Here is a 19,840-nt window from a genome sequence, read left to right as displayed (position 1 = left end):
ATTGCTATACGTTTTTAGCAATTACGGCATAGAAATCTTCTGGTATGAATGGTTTTGTAACAACATCATTCATGCCATAGGATAATAATATTTCCCTGTTTTCGTCCAATGAGATGGCTGTTAAGGCAATAACAGGCGTTTTAGTGTCAAATTTTCTAATTTCTTCGGTGGCTATAGTGCCATTTATTCCCGGAAGATGAACATCCATGAGAATTAAATCATATGTATTGTTTTTAGCTCTTTCTATCGCATCTTCACCATTATCAATAGTTTCACATAAGATTCCTTTATTACGAAGCATTTTCTCTGTAATCATTTGATTGATTTTATTGTCTTCCACTAAAAGTATTTTTTTATTTTTCAACAAAGAAGCATCATACGTTTTAATTTTTTCTTGCTTTTTGATTGCTTCAGTACCTTTCTCAAATTGTAATTCGAATGAAAATGAAGATTCTTTTCCTACTTCGCTATTCAGGTTTATTTTTCCTCCTAGAATTTTTATCAATTTTTTTACAATTGTAAGCCCCAAACCCGTTCCGCCATATTTGCGATTGATTTCTATGGAACCTTGTGAAAAACTGTCAAAAACACTTTCTAGTTTATCAAAAGGAATCCCTATTCCGGTATCACTTACTTCAAAATATAATGTTGCATTTTTATCATTTACAGCATGAAGTTTGGCCAGTACAGTAACAGTACCGTTTTTTGTAAATTTTAAAGCATTGTTGATCAAATTCATTATTACTTGAGATAATTTTGTAGGATCACCAATCAAATAATCAGGAATTGCAGAATCAATTTCAAGATTAAATTTGTTATTATTCTCACAAGCTAATTCTTTTAAAGAGTTCTTTATATTGCCTAATAATTGTTTAAGATTAAAGTTGATGTATTCAATTTCCAGCTTATTAGAATCGATTTTATTAATTTCCAGAATTTCATTTATAAACTTTGTCAGATAATCTCCAGAAAATTTTAAGGAAGACAAATAGTTCATTTGGGATTTTTTAGGCTTTTCTTCTAATAATAAATGAGTTATTCCATTTATAGCATTGAGCGGTGTTCGAAGTTCATGGCTAACTGTCGATAAAAATTCAGAACGGGCATTAGAAGCTCTTTCTGCTTTCTCTTTAGCAATTTCTAATTCTTTGTTTTTCTCTTTCAACATTAGATTTGCTTGTGTTCTAATAATATTGTTTTTATACAAAGACAAGCTTAATAAGGATAAAATAGAAATTAATGCAATTGCAAGAATACTAATTAGTTTAGAAAACTTATTTGCTTTTTCTTGCTGTTTGTCTTCATTCTTTTGTTGTGTCAGTTCTTTTAATCGTTGTGATTCTTTAAATTTTTCGTAATCATCTATACCGAGTCTTTCATTATTTAAAATAGAAATACTTTCTTTTAGATTAAGGTGCTGTTTTAAATAAGAATAGGCATTATTTTTATCCAGCATTTTTTCATAAACATTACTTAATGCCAATAAAATAGAAGATTTTTGTTCTAAATTTTTATTTTTTTCAGTTAGTTCTAATGCTTTGTTCAGATAGTTTAAAGCTAAATTATACCTGTTTTTTAATGCTTCAATTGTTCCTATTTGATATAAAGCTTCTGCTTTGGAATTTAATATTGACGGGCTGTCTGGATTTGCAATTATGGTTTTGAAAATTGTGGATGCTCCTTCTGAATTTCCCGTAGCTTTTTTAATTAGTCCTCTTTGAAGTTCTAGTGTTTTAGCAGTATCGTTGATTTTTAGCGCATTAAATAGCTTTTGTGTTTCATTGAAACATATTTCAGCATCAGTATAATTTGCTTTTTGAACATAACATACTCCAAGATAGTAATAGCAGTAGGCTAATGAGGATGTTGGTTTTAAATTTTTATATAGTGAGATGCTTTTATGAAAATTTTCAATGGCATCGTTGTATTTTTGTACATCAAAATAAATTTTCCCTAAGTTATATGTTTGATTTGCCTGAGCTTGGCTGTCACGTATCTCCTTAGAATAGTTTATTGCTTTTTGTGTGTATAAAAGAGCATTTCTATATTTATTATTTATGATACTTGATTTGCTCAGGTTGCTGTAATACACAATACTATCTGTTTCCTCGCTGGCTTGAGAATACAGGGCCGAATTTAAAAAAAAGATAAAAATGAAAAGGTGTTTCATTTATAACTAAATTTTTATTATTACTTTTTTTTACTGTCTATCAAAAGAATTAGATCTATAATTCTTGAGGAATATCCTATTTCATTATCATACCAACCTACTACTTTAACCATTTTGTCAATCACTGATGTCAGTTGTGCATCAAAAAGACAAGAGTTTCTGTTCCCAATAATATCTACTGAAACAATAGGATCTTCAGTGTAATCAAGAATTCCTTTTAAGTTAGTTTGCGATGCATTTTTGAACGCAGTATTTATTTCTTCTATAGACACAGCTCGTTTTACATTGAACGTAATGTCCGTCAAGGAACCATCAGGAACCGGGACTCTAATACCGCATCCACCAATTTTTCCTTGCAATTTAGTGAAAATTTTTGTTAATGCCTTAGCTGCTCCAGTAGTTGTAGGAACAATCGACTGACTTGCACCTCGTGCTCTGCGTAAATCCTTGTGTGGTTGGTCGTGTAAACTTTGATCTGTAGTATAAGAGTGGATTGTGGTAATATAGGCTTGCTCAATACCACAAAGTTCATCAATAACCTTCATCATCGGTGCTGCATTATTCGTTGTACAACTGGCGTTAGATATAATGGTTTCAGTACCGTTGAGAATATTTTCATTCACACCCAGAACAACCGTTTTTATGGTATCTACTTCTGAGGGTGCAGAAAGAATTACTTTTTTGGCTCCAGCCAAAATGTGGGTATTTATTTCTTCAAAAGTATGGTGCTTTCCAGTAGACTCAATGACATAATCGATGTCTAAACTTTTCCAATCTAGATTTGAAATATTTTTTTCGTGAAAAAACAAGAAATGGTTTTCATCTACAGAAAAACCTTTTTCATCAGGACTTACTGTAAACGGCAAAACACCGTGGATACTATCGTATTTCACTAAATGCGCCATAGTTTTTGTATCAGCAATATCATTTATAGCAACGACTTCAATAGTAGGATGGTTTAAAAGTAATCGGAATAAATTCCTACCAATTCTTCCAAAACCATTTATGGCAATTCTTGTTTTCAATATAATTTTATTTAAAGTTTCAGGTTTGAAGTTTCAAGTTGAGCCACTTTAAACCTGAAACTTGAAACAATTTTTTAAAGGATATGTTTTTGTGCTTTGTAGGAAGAACGAACTAAAGGCCCGCTTTCTACATGACGGAAACCTAATTCCAAACCAAATTTCTCGTATTTAGCAAATTGTTCCGGCGTTATAAATTCCTTTACGGGCAAGTGTTTTTTACTCGGTTGTAAGTATTGACCTATGGTAACTATATCAACATTAGCCTCACGTAAATCTCGCATTGTTTGATAAACTTCATCTTCTTGTTCACCAAGACCAAGCATGATTCCCGACTTAGTTCTGTTAATTCCTTTTTCTTTCAAGTAGCGTAACACTTCAAGACTTCGGTCGTATTTTGCCTGAATTCGTACTTCTCGTGTTAATCGGCGAACTGTTTCCACATTATGCGAAACTACTTCAGGATTGGCCTCTACAATACGGTCAATATTTCTTTCGATTCCTTGAAAATCAGGAATCAAAGTTTCTAGTGTCGTATTTGGGTTCATTCTGCGAATGGCTTTTACGGTTTCAATCCAAATAATCGATCCGCCATCTTTCAAATCATCTCTGTCAACACTTGTAATTACCGCGTGTTTAATGTTCATAATTTTTATTGAACGTGCCACTTTTTCCGGCTCATCCCAATCCACAGTTTCTGGTCTTCCGGTTTTTACACCACAAAAACCACAAGAACGAGTGCATACATTTCCTAAAATCATAAATGTTGCCGTTCCTTCACCCCAGCATTCACCCATATTAGGACAACTTCCCGAGGTACAAATCGTGTTCAAACTATATTTATCTACTAAGCCACGAAGCTCTGTATATTTTTGGCCAATTGGGAGTTTTACCTTCAACCATTTCGGTTTTCCTATCGGTAAAGTATTTTCTAAAACAGTTTCCATATATCAATATTCAAAGTACAAAGATAAGGAAAGTTGGTTTAAGAAATAAGATTTTAGAATTAGGATTTAAGAGTGCAAATTTCAATAATTTTCAGGAGCAATTTCCAGCTATACGTTTTAATCTTGTGTTTTGAAACGGGTTTTTCTAAGACCATAAAGGAGCTTCCGTTGGTCGCTCTTTTTTGTCAAGAAAAAATACCATTTCAAAACACAAGGATTTCCACTGCTATCTAGGCTAGAAAGCGTCGGTGATAAGATTCATTCTAAAGAAAGATTGACTTTTATTGTATGCCATTAAACCAGTTATTCAAAAAATATTATATTTGAAATTCAAAATCAAAAATAAATGAAAAATAAATCAATACTATTAGGGGTATTATTGGTAGTTTTTGGTCTTTCAAAAGCCAATGCACAAATTAATTTTGGAGAAAAAGTGTTAGGTGCGGTTCAAAAAGGGGTTGTAGGATTCACTTTTAGTGATGCTGATGCAGCAACTTTATCTAAAGCAGCTGTTGATAAAATGGATGCGGAACATACCGTCACAGGACTAAAAGATCCTTACACAATCCGTCTAAATAAAGTTTTTGGAAAACATACAACTGGGGAAGGATATACATTAAACTATAAAGTTTATAAGCTAAATGAAGTAAACGCATTTGCAACAGCTGACGGAAGTGTTCGTGTTTATTCAGGATTGATGGATATTATGGATGATAATGAATTACTAGCAGTTATCGGTCATGAAATCGGGCATGTGGCTAATCACGATTCCCGAGATGCTATGAAAGCGGCTTATAAAAAAGAAGCTTTAATAGATGTTGTTGCTTCACAATCAGATAAAGTGGCAGCTGTAACGGATAGTCAATTAGCTAAATTGGGAAGCATGATGATTGATAGTAAACACAGTAGAAAACAAGAATCAGAAGCAGATGAATTCTCGTATAATTTTATGAAAAAAAATGGATATAATGTGAATGCGGTTTCTTCAGCTTTTTCTATTTTGGCAAAAATGAGCGAAGGGACAGAAGCCTCCTTTTTAGATAAAATGATAAGCTCACATCCTGATTCTAAAGAAAGAGCGGAAACTGCTAAACAAAGAGCTGAAACGGATGGATTGTACAAACCGTATGTGCAACAAAAAGCTGTTGTAGCTGCCAAAAAAACTACGACCAAAAAAACTATAATTAAAAAGAAGAAATAGGCTTTTTCAAAATTGCATAAAAAAGCAGAACTTTTGGGTTCTGCTTTTTTGCTTTATAAACTAATTCATTTGTACTGTAATGGGAAGATTATAGGCAGTTCGAACCGGTTTTGAGCCAATCATTCCAGGCGACCATTTGGTTTTTAACGATTTCAATACTCGGATTGCTTCTTTTCCTAAACCATAACCAGGATCTCTTTTTACTTGAATGTCAGTCATGCTTCCGTCTTTTTCTATTACAAACGACACATAAACTTTCATGGTGCTACCGCTGTCAACATCCGGTTTTTCAAAATTATTGCCTACATAAGTATAGAACTTATTGATTCCTCCGGGGAATTCAGGAAGTTTGTCCAGAGTTGTAGTGGCTACAATTGTATTTCCGGTATCAATAGGAGTGTCAGTTACCGTTCCTGTTTCTGTGGAAGAAGTTGGATTTATACCAACAGTTGCTGTTCCTTCCTTACTCGTGTTTGTAACTGTTGTATTGTCAGTATTTTTTGCAATATTTTGATTTGCCAGTTGTGCCTGCACAATTACAGGATTCACAAGTTGGTCACTTTGAATTGGTGCTTCTGCATTTTGTGTCTTTACTTCTAGAAGAATTGGTTTTTCTATTTCCCGAAGCTGATTGGGTATAATAATGTCAGTTACATTCACTAAGGTTTTTGTAAATTCGGGTATCGTCATCCTGTTTTCAGGATTAAAATAATTCAGAATCACCGGAATACTCAAAGCAGAAGTTAAAAGTAATATTCCCATAAAAAGTGCCATTATCGAAGTTTTGGTACTTTCTTGGCGCAACTGATACGCCCCATATTCTTTGTTTTTGTATTGAAAAACAAGGTCAATCCAGCGGGTCTCGTAAATGCTTAATTTGGACATAATTTATGGATTTAAAGGTTAAGTATCAGTTAAATCATAAGCAAGTGTTGTTTTTATTAACAACGTAAATAACAAGAAATTTAGTATGTAAAGGTTGGATTGTTTTTTGGCTTAATTGTTTTTACCGTTTATTTGACTAATCAGTTTCTCAAATATCAATTAAACCCAAATAAAAAGTTATCTTTTATTTTGAATGATTTCGGCCAGAAGTTTTTTGGCGCGAAGCAATTTAATTTTAACATTACTTAATGGTTCGTCAATTTTGTTGGCAATTTCCTGATAACTCATTTCTTGGAAATAACGCAATTGAATAACTTCTTGGTAATGTGGTTTTAATTCTTTGATGAATTGCAACAACTGCGAAAGATTTTGTTCCGTAATCAATTCATCTTCCGCAGATGGAGTAGTGTCGGCAATGTTATACGCTTGCTGGTCTTCTTCTTCAGTTATTTCTACAAAAAGACTCGATTTCTTTTTTCGTAATAAATCGATGTGCACATTTTTTGCAATAGCGATAAGCCAAGTGTTAAACTGAAATTCAGGGTTGTAAGTAGCTATTTTATCAAAGGCTTTCGAGAAAGTTTCGATTGTAATATCTTCTGCATTTGTTTCATTTTCAGTGCGTTTTAGCATAAAACCATATACTTCATTCCAATAATAATCCAATAGAAAAGTGAAGGCAACTTGGTCACCTTGTTTCGCTTTTTCTATTTGTCTGTTTATTTCCAATGTACTGGTTTTGAGAATATGTTCATTATAAAGATATTGATTTGTGTCAATATAAGTGCTATCTCAACTATAGGGAACCACACTTTAATGTCGTTTTCTTTTAATTTTCCCGCAGAAAATCCAACGACAATCCACGCAATAATGTATCGTAATACAATTAAACCTACAACTACTATCCATTGGTATTCGAAAGATAATAAAACAATAGGCAATAAAATGAATAATAATTGGGTACAATAAAAAGTTCCTAATTGTAATTTATCTAAAGGTTTGTAATAATTTGCCGTTGCTACATGCCTTCTTTTTTGGGTGAACCAGTCTTTATAACTGGTTTTTGGTTTCGAAAGTGTAAAACTTTCTGGTGTATATGTAATGGTTGTATTTTTGGCATTAGCCGCTTGATTGATAAACAAATCATCATCACCGGAACGAATTTGCATGTGTTCTATAAAACCATTAACATTAAAAAAAGTTTCTTTTTTGTAGGCTAAGTTTCGACCAACACCCATATACGGATGTCCTATTTTTGCCCAAGAAAAATATTGAATTGCGGTAAGCAAAGTTTCAAAGCGAATTATTTTATTCAGAAATGAATTAGGGATTTTTTCATACTTACCATAACCCAAAACAATTGTCTTTTGCATCGTAAATTGAGAACTCATTGCCAATATCCAATCTTTTGAAGTTGGGTAACAATCGGCATCAGTGAATAATAGATATTCTTTTTTTGCTGCTTTAATTCCTAAAGTCAATGCATATTTTTTGTTTCCCCAAAAAGCTTCGTTGTTTTCCACTTTTACCAAGCGTACATTAGGATATTGCTTTTCAAATTCTTCAAAAATAGCCAAAGTGTTATCACTTGACGCATCGTCAATCAAGACAATTTCAAAATCAGGATAATTTTGTTCAGCAAGTAGCGGAATATAATTTGCTACATTTTCTTCCTCGTTTTTAGCACAAACAATTACTGAAACCGGGATTTTTTTGGGCGTTATTTTTTGCGCTTTGGCAAAAGCAAATTTCCCAAAAACACCTAAATAAAACGAAATTTGAACAGCAACTATAAAAATAAAAAAGTAAAAAATTAGTATAAGCATCGGTGTTTAATGAGTTTTTAAATCGAGTGCAAAGGTAAGAATAGAATTGTGAATTGTTTAGTACAATGTGTGAATTTCGAAAGAATTTATATTGGGCATTTCTTCATCTCATTAGCAATAGCGATTGACTGATTTGTATTTGCTTTTTCTAATTCGGAAATGATGTTTTGATAATTTTTTTCATCTCTGTTTTGAGACAATTTTTTTTTAGCTTGTATTTCAGTTATTTCAATTTCAAATGCTACAATACCTCGGGTTTGCATCATAGTTTTCTTAGATAAATCTGCTACACGAACTGGGTTTTTAGAATTTTGCTCGTACTTATCAACTAGCTTTTTTAATGATTCTATGACGGCTTCTCCTTCTATAATTTTAATTTTCCCATACACATGAACGGCAATATAGTTCCATGTTGGTACATTTTCATGATCATACCAAGAAGACGAAATATAAGAATGTGGTCCTGAAAAAATAGCTAAAATTTGATTGTTATCCCTAAAACCTTTCCATTGAGGGTTTTCTCTGGAAATATGACCGTATAAAATTTGATTACCATCTTTGTTAATATCCAGTTCTAATGGAATGTGTGTGGCGCACAATTCCCCGTTGGTTTGATTCACGAGTATACCAAAACTGTTTTCTTGAAGAAATTTTTTGATTTCTTCTTGATTCTCATTTTTGTAAATTTCTGGAGTATACATGGTTTGATAATTTAGGTTTTTTGCTATTTAGGATTAAATATAAAAATGAATCGATTTATTATCTAATAATCTAAAGAGTCTAATAATTTTTTTTTTATTAAATCACATTTACTTCGGCTTCAATATGAATGCCAAACGTTTTAAAAATAGTCTCTTGGATATCTTTAGAAATGTTTAAAATTTCCTGTCCGGTAGCGTTACCATAATTCACTAAAACTAATGCTTGGTTTTTATGGATTCCCGCATCACCAAAACGTTTTCCTTTAAAACCGGCCTGCTCAATCAGCCATCCTGCTGGTACTTTTACTTCGGTTTCAGAAACATCATAGTATTTCATTTCTGGAAATTGTTGGTGTATTTTTTCAAAATCTGATTTTAATAGAATGGGATTTTTAAAAAAACTGCCGCTGTTTCCCAAGTTTTTTGGATCCGGTAATTTGCTTTGTCGAATAGCAATTACAGCATTACTGACATCTTTTAACGATGGATTAATAATGTTGTTTTTTTCTAATTCTGACGTAATATCTCCGTATGAAATATTGATTTTATGATTGCGTTTTGTTAATTTAAAAACAACCGATGTAATGACATATTGGTCTTTCGCTTGATTTTTGAAAACACTTTCTCGATAACCAAAATGACAGTCCTCTTTTAGGAACGTTTTCATTTCCTGGCTTGCTATTGTCATTGCTTCGCAGGAAACAAAAGTGTCTTTGATCTCAGTACCATAAGCACCAATGTTTTGAACCGGCGTAGTTCCTACATTTCCAGGAATAAGTGACATGTTTTCCAAGCCGCCAAAATTCTGGTCAATAGTCCAAAGCACGAATTCATGCCAGTTTTCGCCAGCCTGACTTTCAACCCATACAAAATCATCATTTTCTTCAATTATTTTTTTGCCTTTCAAATCAATATGAATCACAAGAGCATCAATATCTTTTGTCAAAAGCATATTGCTTCCGCCACCCAAAATGAATTTTTTATGGGATTTGTTTTCTTGTAAAATTGTTTTTAATTCTTCGCTTGAATGAACTGCAACAAACTGTTTTGCTTTGGCTTCAATTCCAAATGTATTGTATTTTTTTAAAGAGAAATTATGTAGTATTTCCATAAAAGAAAGTGCTTTTTTGACTAGTTTAATCCTAGGTCAAAAGTAAGAATTAAAATTTAGTTGCATACGTTTTCATCCAGATATGCATCATAAATAATGGCATAATGTAAGCAGTCATTCTGGTGTCTCCTTTTTGTAAATTTTGAATTAATTTCTGGATGTTTATATGTTCAAAATATGGAATTTGAAATAAATCACTTTTAGAAAAAGAGTCTAATTCTTCTTTAAAAGCAGGACTTTTTGTGATGTAATCTCCCCAAGGAGCACTCAGGCCTACTTTCTTGAACTTTAGAATTTCGTCAGGTAAGCGTTCTTGCATTGAAGCTTTAAGGATGAATTTTCCTTTTTTACCGGTAAAAAGCCATTTGTCTTCCAATGAACCTAATCCAACAATTAATCTTGGATCTAAAAACGGCTCTCTACACTCTATTGAAGCGCCCATCGTACAGCGGTCATTTCTATCCAGAAGCGAGCATAAATAAGTGTGTTGGTCAAAATAAAGTGCTTGTCGGCGTAAATTATCTGGATATAAAGATTTTGCTTCTTTGTAAATTTGTCTCCTGTATTCGTTTGTTGGAGGGGTATTAATTCCAAAATTTTTCGCAATATCATTGGGGTAAATATTAGAACCATTATAAATGACTAAATCAGATTTTTTAATGATTTGGGCATAGCGTGTTAACTTTTCGTATCGTGGCTGTTTTGTAAAAACATCTAAATTACCAATAGTAGCAATGGAATTCAATAACGATGGGTATTGTAAGGCTTTGTATCGCATATAACCACCCATTAATTCATCAGCGCCTTCGCCAGAAAGTAATACTTTTACGGATGGTTTAGCCATTTGAGAAACAGCCAAAAGATGCGGTTCACTTAAATGCATGATAGGTTCGTCCTGGAAATAGGTAGCAGTTAACAATTTATCAAAAAGATTTTTATCTTCTAATTGCATGGTGTGAAAGCCATAATTAAATTTTTCAGCCATTATTTTGGCTAAATGAGCTTCGTTATGTTCTTTCTCTTTGAAGCCAATATTAAATGTTTGTATGTCTTTGTAATTTTGATGGTATAAAGAAGCCAAAACGGAAGAAGAATCTAATCCGCCGCTCAATAAAACGCCAACAGGGACATCACTTACCATTCGCAGTTTTATAGAATCATCAAAAGTTTCCTGAAACCATTCTTCCGGATTTTTTATTTCTGATTGATTTTGAATTTCCTTTTTTAAATTCCACCATTTCTCGGTAGTTGTTTTCCCTCCTTCATGAATGGTCATTATGTGTCCTGGCAATATTTTTTTTACATTTTGATACAATGTGTTTTCGCCGGCAACAAACCGGTTAAAAATATATTCTTCCAATCCGTCTTGTGCCATTTTAAGAGGTACTCCAGCAGTGAAAAGTGCTTTTTGTTCGGATGCAAAATAAAACGTCTCGTTGTAAAAAGAATAATATAGCGGTTTAACGCCCATTCTGTCGCGAACAACAATAAGTTTTTTCTCCATTTTATCCCAAATAGCAAATGCAAACATTCCGTTGAGACGGTTGAGCATTTTTAAACCATGTAACTGGAATAATTTCATAAGGACTTCAGTATCTGAGGAGGTTCTGATGTCAAATCCACTGCTTTTTAACTCGGGATAAAATTCTTTATAGTTGTAAATTTCGCCATTATAAACCAGCACATATCTTCCGTCTTCTGATAGGAAAGGTTGGTGTCCGGCAATTGAAACATCCAAAATTGAAAGTCTTCTGTGTCCAAAACCAATGTTGTTTTCTATAAACAGTCCTTTATCATCAGGCCCGCGATGTTCCAGAGAATCGCGCATCTTTGTAAGAACGCGTTCGTCAATTTTTTTTTGTGATTGTAAATGCAGGATTCCATTGATTCCACACATAGTTAGTTGGTGCTATTTGTGTTAATTAATTCGTGGTATTTGTTGGCTATGATTCTCATATTTACATTGTAATCTACATTTTTTTCTACAAATGTTCTGTTTTTCAAAACGGCTTCGTTTCGATATTTATTGTTTTCAAATGCCCATATTAATTCATCGGCAAGCATTTCAATATTATCAACCGAAATTAATTGCCCATTTTCTCGGTGTTTAATCCAACTTTGATTTCCTTCAATATCGCTGACAATTGGATAACAATTAGTAGCCATGGCTTCAAATAAAGAGGCTGAAACGCCTTCGGTTATTGGCATACTAATGTAAATATTAGATTGTTGTAATAGTTTTGGTAGTGCTGTATTTGGAATTCGTCCGGTAAAGTTGACTTTGTTTTCAATGTTTAATTTTTTTGCTAATTCTTTTAATGCCAAAAGTTGTGTTCCGTTTCCTATAATTGTAAGTACGAAATCTATTCCTTTTTGGTTTAAAATGGCAAAAGATTTTAAAATAATATCATGACGGTATTCCGGTAACAAAGAACGAGTGACTATCGCACAAATTTTTGCTGGATTGGCATTGTTGTTATTGTTGAATTTTTCTAAATCAATTCCCTTTGGTAAAACCATAACCTTATTCATGTCGACATTGGCTTCTTTCATAGAAATAGTCATCACGGGACCCCAAGCATGAATTAAATCTGCTTTTTTAAAAGCATAATGTTGAATGAGTTTTTTTAAAGGCATTGAAATTGACTTTTCAGGCCATAAATCAGTTTTGCCTTGTTGTGCTATTGCTATTGGTTTTAAACCAGATAATGCAGCAAGAAAACCGTAACTTGTTGTTCTTTCGGCAATAACCATATCTGGTTCTTGCGTTTTTATTAGTTGCCTAATTTTAAATATGGCTAATTCAAATTCGAAAATCCTTAAAATTCGGTTTTGAATGCAATTACTGGGGGTTTGTAATTCCCAAGTAATAATTTCGAAATCACCAAATTCCTTTAGTCCATTCATCCAAGTGATGGCATCAGCCCTATAAGATTCTCCTAGAAAAAGTATTTTCTTTTTTTGCATAGCTATAAAGTAGATTATTCTGAAGTTAGTGCACGATTTATAAAATCATTCAGCGGTTTTAGTGCGATTAATTTTTTGCTCATCGTAGCTACAAAATCTTTTTTCGTTACTTCTGAAATGTCTATTTTTTGAGAGCATTCAAAACTTTTTAGCTTTAAAAATTCAATAGCCGGATGTTCTTTTTCGTATCCTCGTGGTGGATTTTTTAGTGTATCTTTTTCATTTCGATCAAAATCTTTAAACTCTCTTTTGAAATCTTTTTCATTAAGAACGGCTTCTAAATCATCATAAAAATAAGCGATTTCTTTGCGCATTTTTTTTAAATCTCCTGCCTCGGGGCAATACAATCCACCGGCAATGAAACTGCCTCCTTTTTCTAAATGAATATAATATCCGGAGCGATTCATGCCTTTTGCTCCAGAAGAAAGCCAAACGCCTAAATGAGATTTGTAAGGGGTCTTGTCCTTAGAAAATCGAATATCGCGATTGATTCTAAAAGTACAATTTTTTACTTCCAGCATTTCCAGCGAGGGATCCATTGGTTTCATGGCGTCAAGTAAATCAGTTACTAATTGCTGGTAATCTTTCTTAACTGCTTCATACCTTTTTTTATTTTCTAAAAACCAGTCCCTATTGTTATTGGCTTTTAAATCCTCTAGAAATTGTAGTGTATCTTTTGAAAGCATCTTGAAGTTATTGTAATTGTTTTTTTAAATCCTCTTCGCTAATAAAACCGGAATGTTTCCATTTTACTTCTTTGTTTTTATATAATAATAAGGTAGGAAGTTCGCTGATTTTTAATTCAGTCATAAGGGTTTTATTTTCATCAGCATTCAATCTCACAATTGTTACTTTATCGGACAATTCTTTTTGCATTTGTAACATATACGGCGTCATTTTTTTGCAGGGTGCACACCATTCCGCATAGAAATTAATCAGTACTTTTTTGTCTGTGTTTAAGAGTTCGTTGTATTCCTGACTGCACATTCCTATTATTTTGTCACTTGGTTTAGACAATCCGGCTGTATCCCATTTTAGAATTCCTCCGTCCAATTGGTAAATTGTTGTAAAGCCTAATTCGCTTAGTTTTTCAGCTGCTTTTTGGCTTCTTCCTCCGCTTTTACAATATACAAAAACGGGTTTTGATTTGTCAAATTTCTTCGCATCAGAAACAAAAGTATTTCCAAGCCAATTTACATTTTTGGCATTCTCAATATGATCTGATGCAAATTCTTCAGGAGTTCTTACATCGAGAATTTGAGGATTTGAAGTCTCCTTTATTTTTTCTGCAAAAGCTTTGGCTTCAATGGTTTTTACGTTTTTTGAAGTTTGTCCATTACAGGATAAAATTACAAAAGAGAAGATTAACAGTAATATAGAATGAAATTTCATTGTAATTTGATTTAAATTGAAATAGGCTAAATTAAGTGTTTTTTCAATTCTCGAACCTTTAAAATTATTAAATAAAAGTTATAAATTGAAAATTTTGTACGTCTGATGTGTCGATTTCACAATACCTTCAGTTCGCTCCGGATGTGTATCTGAAATGAAAAGCTGTCCAAAGGTATCACTGTTGACCATTTTAATGATTTTAGATACCCTACTTTCATCCAGTTTGTCAAATATGTCATCAAATAGTAGAATTGGTTTTACGCCACTTTGTTTCTTTAGGAATTCAAACTGTGCTAGTTTTAAGGCAATTAAAAATGATTTTTGTTGGCCTTGCGATCCGAATTTCTTGATAGGATGTTGGTCTATTTCAAACGATAAATCATCTTTATGAATTCCTACACTAGTATAATGCAGTGCCCTGTCTTTATTGATGTTTTCTTGTAAAAGTGTCAGTAAATCTTTTTCGAATAAATGACTTTCGTATACCAGTTGAACGGTTTCCTGCGAGTCGGTTATGGCTTGATGGTGTGTGTTAAAAATAGGAATAAACTGGTCGATAAATTCTTTCCTCTTTTCGAAGATATAATTTCCAAAATTATTGAGTTGCTCGTTATATATAGAAAGTGTGTCGTTTTCAAAAACATGATTCAAAGCGAAATATTTCAACAAAGCATTTCGCTGGCTCATTACTTTTTGGTATTGAATGAGTTGTTGTAAATAATGGGAATCTAATTGCGAAATTACGCTATCCATAAATTTTCTTCTGGTTTCACTTCCTTCTACAATCAAATCCCTGTCAGCCGGAGAAATGATTACCAAAGGAATAAAACCTATATGGTCTGAAAATTTATCGTATGCTTTTCCGTTACGCTTTAATATCTTTTTTTGACCTTTTTTAAGACTGCAAAGAATTTGTTCGTTTCTTTCGTTTTTTTCAAATTCAGCATCAATCACAAAGAATTCTTCACCGTGTTTTATATTCTGAACTGCTAATGGATTGAAATAGCTTTTTCCATAGGATAAATGGTAGATTGCATCGAGCACGTTAGTCTTTCCAATGCCATTTTTACCTACAAAACAATTTATTTTGCTGTCAAAATTGAAATTTGCTTCCGAAAAATTCTTATAATTGAATAATGAAATTTTTTTTAAATACATGGGTAAGGCTTGCTGGTATTGAGAACTTTGATGTTTTTGAGCGGGTTTTTCAAAGTGGGTGCAAATTATTGAAAAATATCGATAAAAATGGCTTTTCCATTTTTTCTGTGGCAATTATTTTGCCTTTGGAAAGAAAGAACCTCTTATGATATTTTTTTTGAATATAAAAGCATATTTTTTATGTCGGTTTGAATAAAAATTTTATTTTTGCGGCTCACTAAATTAAAATTAAATGGCTACTTATAGTAAAAGAGGATATAAAGCACCAAAAGAAAAGGAAGTAACAGAAGGAGTTGAAGAGGTAGTAATTGATGAAAAAGACAGCACAACAGCGGGTGTTTTTTCAACTTTAGATGAAACAGCTTCGAAAACTGAGGATTGGGTTGCCAGAAATCAAAAAGTCATAATCGGATTAGTTGCAGGTGTTGCATTGTTCACTGTTGGTTATTTAGCGTATCAAAAATTTATAGCTACACCAAAACAAGATGAAGCCGCTAACGAAATGTTTGTTGCACAACAAAATTTTCAAAAAGCGACTGATGGAGTAGCAAGTGATTCATTATATAAATTGTCTTTGAATGGTTCAGAAGGCAAGTTCGGATTTTTGAAAATTGCGGATGAGTATTCGGGTACTGATGCAGGAAATTTAGCTAACTATTATGCTGGTATTGCTTATTTGAATACAGGAAAGTATGCGGAAGCAATTGAATATTTAGGTAAATTCAAATCTGAAGATATTGTATTAGGTGCTTTGGCAAAAGGAGCGATTGGAGATGCTTATTCTCAAAAAAATCAACCAAAAGAAGCTTTGGAAAATTATGTAAAAGCTGCTGAGACTAATAAGAATGATTTCACTACACCTCGTTTCTTGTTAAAAGCAGGAAAGATTGCTTTGGCATTAGGAAATAAAGAGGATGCTTTAAAATATTTTACAGATATAAAAGAAAATTTTGATGCAACTCCAGAAGCGGCTTCAATTGACGTTTTGATTGGATTAGCGCAATAGTAAAAAATGATTTGAGATTCCTGATTCAACATTTAAGATTTTTGTTTTAAAAAATACTATCTTTAATAACTGAAATCAAAATTCTAAATCAAATTCTAAAATCAATGGCTACCATAAATAAAAATTTATCTGATTACGATAAAAACTCAATCCCAAACGCGAAAGATTTTCGCTTTGGGATTGTTGTTTCAGAATGGAATGATTCCATAACTGAAGGACTTTATAAAGGCGCTATAGAAGCACTTTTGGAGAACCAAGTTCCATCTCAGCATATCATTCGCTGGAATGTTCCTGGAAGTTTTGAGCTTATTTACGGCTCTAAGAAAATGCTGCAAACGCAAAATGTAGATGCTGTTATTGCTATTGGGTGTGTAATTCAGGGTCAAACAAAACATTTTGATTTTGTATGCGAAGGAGTAACTCAAGGAATTAAAGATTTGAATGTACAAACTGATATTCCCGTTATTTTTTGTGTCCTAACGGATAATACTATGCAACAATCCATTGACAGAAGTGGAGGAATTCATGGGAATAAAGGTACTGAGGCGGCTATTGCGGCTATAAAAATGGCGTATATCCGTCAACAAGCTTCACTGTCACATCAAATAGATAATCAACATTTATTGTATTCTGGAGCAATTCAAATAGAAGAAGGTTCGCCTTTAGAGTTGAAGGAATAAATAATAAAAATATTTATTGTTAAAACCTATACTGTTTCATGAATAGTATAGGTTTTTTGTTTTTTTTATGATTAAATAAGCTACCATTCCCAATAGAATTTCATTAAATTTGTATTTCTTGGTTTTGAAAACCTAAAACTTAAACTTTAAACCTAAATTTTTTAATGTCGAGTATTATTCAATTACTTCCTGATCACGTTGCCAATCAAATTGCTGCTGGAGAAGTTGTTCAAAGACCCGCTTCGGTGGTTAAAGAATTGCTTGAAAATGCAGTTGATGCCAGAGCAACGGATATCAAATTAATTATTAAAGATGCAGGGAAGGCATTGGTTCAGGTGATTGATAATGGTTTAGGCATGAGCGTAACCGATGCGCGTTTGTGTTTTGAACGTCATGCCACTTCTAAAATTCGTCAAGCCGAAGATTTATTTTCTTTACATACCAAAGGATTTCGTGGAGAAGCATTAGCTTCTATTGCTGCGATAGCCCATATTGAGATGAAAACCAAACAAGATCAAGAAGAACTTGGAACGCATATTATTATTGAGGGCAGCAAATTTGTATCTCAAGATGTTGCTGTTCTTCCAAAAGGCACTTCATTTGCAGTCAAAAATTTGTTCTTTAATATTCCCGCACGACGTAATTTTCTGAAATCGGATACGGTGGAATACCGCCATATTATTGATGAGTTTCAACGAGTGGCTTTGGCTCATCACAAAATACATTTTACATTTTATCACAACGGCAGTGAAATGTTTAATTTGCCGCCTTCCACTTTGCGACAAAGAATTGTAAATGTTTTTTCGGGTAAAACCAATGAGAAATTAGTGCCAGTTCAGGAAGAAACAGAAATAGTGACGATTCAAGGATTTGTAAGCAAACCAGAATTTGCTAAGAAAAATCGTGGAGAGCAGTTTTTCTTCGTGAATGATCGTTTTATAAAAAGTGGTTATTTGCATCATGCAGTAATGGCTGCATATGACGGAATTTTAAAAGATGGTGCGCAGCCCAGTTATTTTTTATATTTATCAGTTCCGCCCAATACGATTGATATTAATATTCATCCCACTAAAACGGAGATTAAGTTTGATGATGAACACGCTTTATACGCTATTTTAAGAGCTTCTATTAAACATAGTTTAGGGCAATTTAATGTAGCTCCGGTTTTGGATTTTGATAGGGATTCTAATTTAGACACACCTTATCATTACAAAGATTTAGAAGGTGCTACTCCAACTATTCAGGTTGATGGGAATTTTAACCCTTTTGCAGAAGATAAACCCAGCAAGCAATTTTTAAGTTATAGAAAACCGGAACCAACAGCTAATTGGGAAAGCCTGTATGTAGGTTTGAAGCAAGATACCGATGAAATTGGGCAAATTGCTTTTGAAAATGAAGAAGTGACTTCGTCTTTATTTAATGATGAAGAAGTGGAGCACGCGGTTCATAAAACGTATCAAATCCATAAGAAATATATTGTTTCTTCCATAAAATCAGGAATGGTTATTGTGGACCAACAGCGGGCACATCAACGCGTTTTGTACGAACAGTTTTTAGTTAATATGACGGTTAATCAAGCATCAAGCCAGCAGTTGTTATTTCCATTAAATTTGTTTTTTTCGTCTAGCGAAATGGAACTTATCGCTGAATTGCAACTTTCATTAATGAACACCGGATTTGTTTTCGAAGAAAATAATACAGACCATATCGTCATTTCAGGAATACCTGTGAATGTTACAGAAAGTGAAGTTTCATTAGTTTTGGAACAATTATTAAGTGATTTGCAGGATGGAATTCCAGAAAGTAGTTTTAGCCAAAACGATACGATTGCCAAATCGATGGCTAAAAGTTTAGCAGTGAAAACAGGAACACACCTTACAGAAAAAGAACAGGAAAACTTGGTAAACGGGCTTTTTGCTTGTAAAGACCCCAATGTATCCCCATTTCATAAACCCACTTTCATCACGATGCGTGTGGAAGATTTAGATAAAAAGTTTGCACTATGAGAAACGTAACAGAAACGGTTAAGCAATTAATCATTATTAATATTTTATTTTTTGTCGGAACACTTGCTTTAGGAGATCCAGCTTATAAAATACTTTCAATGTATTTTCCTGAAAATCCAAATTTTCAGGTTTGGCAGCCTATTTCACACATGTTTATGCACGGTGGATTTATGCATATTTTCTTCAATATGTTTGCCTTATATTCTTTTGGATCAGCATTGGAAAGCATTTGGGGAAGTAAAAAATTTCTCTTTTTCTACATTTCATGTGGTTTAGGTGCAGCATTGCTTCATACTGGAATTAACTATTATTATTATCAAGATGGGATGAATACTTTAATGGGGCAAGGGTTTTCAAAGATGGAGATTTTAGCGGTTTTGAATGGAAAAGGAAATGACCAAATAGTTCCAATTTTAAATAGTCCTGGTTTTCAAAATTTTGTAAGTGCTTATTTCGGTACAGTCGTTGGGGCTTCAGGTGCTATATATGGGGTGATTGTTGCTTTTGCTTTTATGTTTCCCAATGCTGAATTGGCTTTGATGTTTATTCCAGTGCCAATTAAAGCAAAGTATTTTGTGCCGGGTTTAGTTTTAGTAGACTTGTATTTAGGAGTTTCTGGCAAATCTATTTTTGGCGGTGGAGGAGGAATTGCCCATTTTGCTCACGTCGGAGGAGCTTTATTTGGCTTTTTAATTATGTGGTATTGGAAGAAAAATCAGTTTAATAAAAATCGCTGGAATTAAAAAATAAATTAATTTTCATTTGTAA

At 33.0% G+C, this 19,840-nt stretch carries 18 protein-coding genes; 5 read left to right on the top strand and 13 right to left on the bottom strand.

The genetic code is table 11. From position 1 onward, the window contains the following. Nucleotides 1-4 precede the first annotated feature (4 nt). The 3 genes from T410_RS00905 to lipA all read right to left on the bottom strand — a co-directional run bounded on the left by T410_RS00905 (nucleotide 5) and on the right by lipA (nucleotide 4,139). A complete protein-coding gene (locus T410_RS00905; protein ID WP_035667832.1) occupies nucleotides 5-2,170 on the bottom strand; it encodes an ATP-binding protein in 2,166 nt (721 codons plus the stop codon). Nucleotides 2,171-2,190: 20 nt separating this feature from the next. Next, complete coding sequence (gap, locus tag T410_RS00900; RefSeq protein WP_035667830.1) at nucleotides 2,191-3,195, bottom strand: type I glyceraldehyde-3-phosphate dehydrogenase; 1,005 nt, start codon at nucleotides 3,193-3,195, stop codon at nucleotides 2,191-2,193. Between the two features lie 74 nt (nucleotides 3,196-3,269). After that, nucleotides 3,270-4,139, bottom strand: a complete 870-nt coding sequence (gene lipA / locus T410_RS00895) for a lipoyl synthase (protein WP_035667828.1) — start codon at nucleotides 4,137-4,139, stop codon at nucleotides 3,270-3,272. Between the two features lie 346 nt (nucleotides 4,140-4,485). Between lipA and T410_RS00890 the strand changes: the two genes are divergently transcribed. Continuing rightward, nucleotides 4,486-5,340: a M48 family metalloprotease gene (locus T410_RS00890; protein WP_035667826.1), complete on the top strand. Its 855-nt coding sequence runs from the start codon at nucleotides 4,486-4,488 to the stop codon at nucleotides 5,338-5,340. A gap of 60 nt (nucleotides 5,341-5,400) precedes the next feature. Here the strand turns inward: T410_RS00890 and T410_RS00885 are convergent, their stop codons facing one another. From T410_RS00885 to T410_RS00840, 10 genes are all read right to left on the bottom strand, one after another. Continuing rightward, nucleotides 5,401-6,225, bottom strand: coding sequence for an energy transducer TonB (locus tag T410_RS00885; protein ID WP_035667824.1), 825 nt, complete (start codon nucleotides 6,223-6,225; stop codon nucleotides 5,401-5,403). A 177-nt stretch (nucleotides 6,226-6,402) separates the two neighbouring features. Beyond that, nucleotides 6,403-6,954, bottom strand: a complete 552-nt coding sequence (locus T410_RS00880) for an RNA polymerase sigma factor (protein WP_035667822.1) — start codon at nucleotides 6,952-6,954, stop codon at nucleotides 6,403-6,405. Next, nucleotides 6,945-8,051, bottom strand: a complete 1,107-nt coding sequence (locus tag T410_RS00875) for a glycosyltransferase (protein WP_035667820.1) — start codon at nucleotides 8,049-8,051, stop codon at nucleotides 6,945-6,947. The genes T410_RS00880 and T410_RS00875 overlap by 10 nt, the downstream gene beginning before the upstream one ends. A gap of 86 nt (nucleotides 8,052-8,137) precedes the next feature. After that, nucleotides 8,138-8,752, bottom strand: coding sequence for an FMN-binding negative transcriptional regulator (locus T410_RS00870; protein WP_035667817.1), 615 nt, complete (start codon nucleotides 8,750-8,752; stop codon nucleotides 8,138-8,140). A 97-nt stretch (nucleotides 8,753-8,849) separates the two neighbouring features. Then, nucleotides 8,850-9,893, bottom strand: a complete 1,044-nt coding sequence (murB, locus tag T410_RS00865) for a UDP-N-acetylmuramate dehydrogenase (RefSeq protein WP_255360752.1) — start codon at nucleotides 9,891-9,893, stop codon at nucleotides 8,850-8,852. Nucleotides 9,894-9,912: 19 nt separating this feature from the next. After that, complete coding sequence (gene asnB, locus T410_RS00860) at nucleotides 9,913-11,760, bottom strand: asparagine synthase (glutamine-hydrolyzing) (protein ID WP_035667813.1); 1,848 nt, start codon at nucleotides 11,758-11,760, stop codon at nucleotides 9,913-9,915. A gap of 2 nt (nucleotides 11,761-11,762) precedes the next feature. Beyond that, nucleotides 11,763-12,830 (bottom strand): glycosyltransferase, encoded by a 1,068-nt coding sequence (locus T410_RS00855; RefSeq protein WP_035667812.1) that lies wholly within the window; start codon nucleotides 12,828-12,830, stop codon nucleotides 11,763-11,765. A 14-nt stretch (nucleotides 12,831-12,844) separates the two neighbouring features. Beyond that, the gene (locus T410_RS00850; protein ID WP_035667811.1) at nucleotides 12,845-13,516 is read right to left on the bottom strand and encodes a DUF2461 domain-containing protein; all 672 of its coding nucleotides are present in this window, start codon (nucleotides 13,514-13,516) and stop codon (nucleotides 12,845-12,847) included. A gap of 7 nt (nucleotides 13,517-13,523) precedes the next feature. Continuing rightward, nucleotides 13,524-14,222 (bottom strand): thioredoxin domain-containing protein, encoded by a 699-nt coding sequence (locus T410_RS00845; RefSeq protein ID WP_035667809.1) that lies wholly within the window; start codon nucleotides 14,220-14,222, stop codon nucleotides 13,524-13,526. A gap of 78 nt (nucleotides 14,223-14,300) precedes the next feature. Beyond that, nucleotides 14,301-15,380, bottom strand: coding sequence for a DNA replication/repair protein RecF (locus tag T410_RS00840; protein WP_035667807.1), 1,080 nt, complete (start codon nucleotides 15,378-15,380; stop codon nucleotides 14,301-14,303). 232 nt (nucleotides 15,381-15,612) lie between these two features. Here T410_RS00840 and T410_RS00835 point away from each other — a divergent pair, with 232 nt between their 5' ends. The 4 genes from T410_RS00835 (at nucleotide 15,613) to T410_RS00820 (ending at nucleotide 19,815) form a co-directional block, all read left to right on the top strand. Continuing rightward, the gene (locus T410_RS00835) at nucleotides 15,613-16,386 is read left to right on the top strand and encodes a tetratricopeptide repeat protein (protein ID WP_035667805.1); all 774 of its coding nucleotides are present in this window, start codon (nucleotides 15,613-15,615) and stop codon (nucleotides 16,384-16,386) included. 104 nt (nucleotides 16,387-16,490) lie between these two features. Further along, complete coding sequence (ribH, locus tag T410_RS00830; protein ID WP_035667803.1) at nucleotides 16,491-17,066, top strand: 6,7-dimethyl-8-ribityllumazine synthase; 576 nt, start codon at nucleotides 16,491-16,493, stop codon at nucleotides 17,064-17,066. Nucleotides 17,067-17,230: 164 nt separating this feature from the next. Next, nucleotides 17,231-19,072, top strand: a complete 1,842-nt coding sequence (mutL, locus tag T410_RS00825; RefSeq protein ID WP_035667801.1) for a DNA mismatch repair endonuclease MutL — start codon at nucleotides 17,231-17,233, stop codon at nucleotides 19,070-19,072. Beyond that, nucleotides 19,069-19,815 (top strand): rhomboid family intramembrane serine protease, encoded by a 747-nt coding sequence (locus tag T410_RS00820; RefSeq protein ID WP_035667799.1) that lies wholly within the window; start codon nucleotides 19,069-19,071, stop codon nucleotides 19,813-19,815. The genes mutL and T410_RS00820 overlap by 4 nt, the downstream gene beginning before the upstream one ends. The last annotated feature ends 25 nt before the right edge of the window (nucleotides 19,816-19,840 follow it).

Origin of the sequence: Flavobacterium sp. 83, from assembly GCF_000744835.1 — a bacterium.
Taxonomy (GTDB): domain Bacteria; phylum Bacteroidota; class Bacteroidia; order Flavobacteriales; family Flavobacteriaceae; genus Flavobacterium.
The sequence above is the reverse complement of the archived record's forward strand: the minus strand, read 5'-3'. Positions and strand labels throughout refer to the sequence as shown.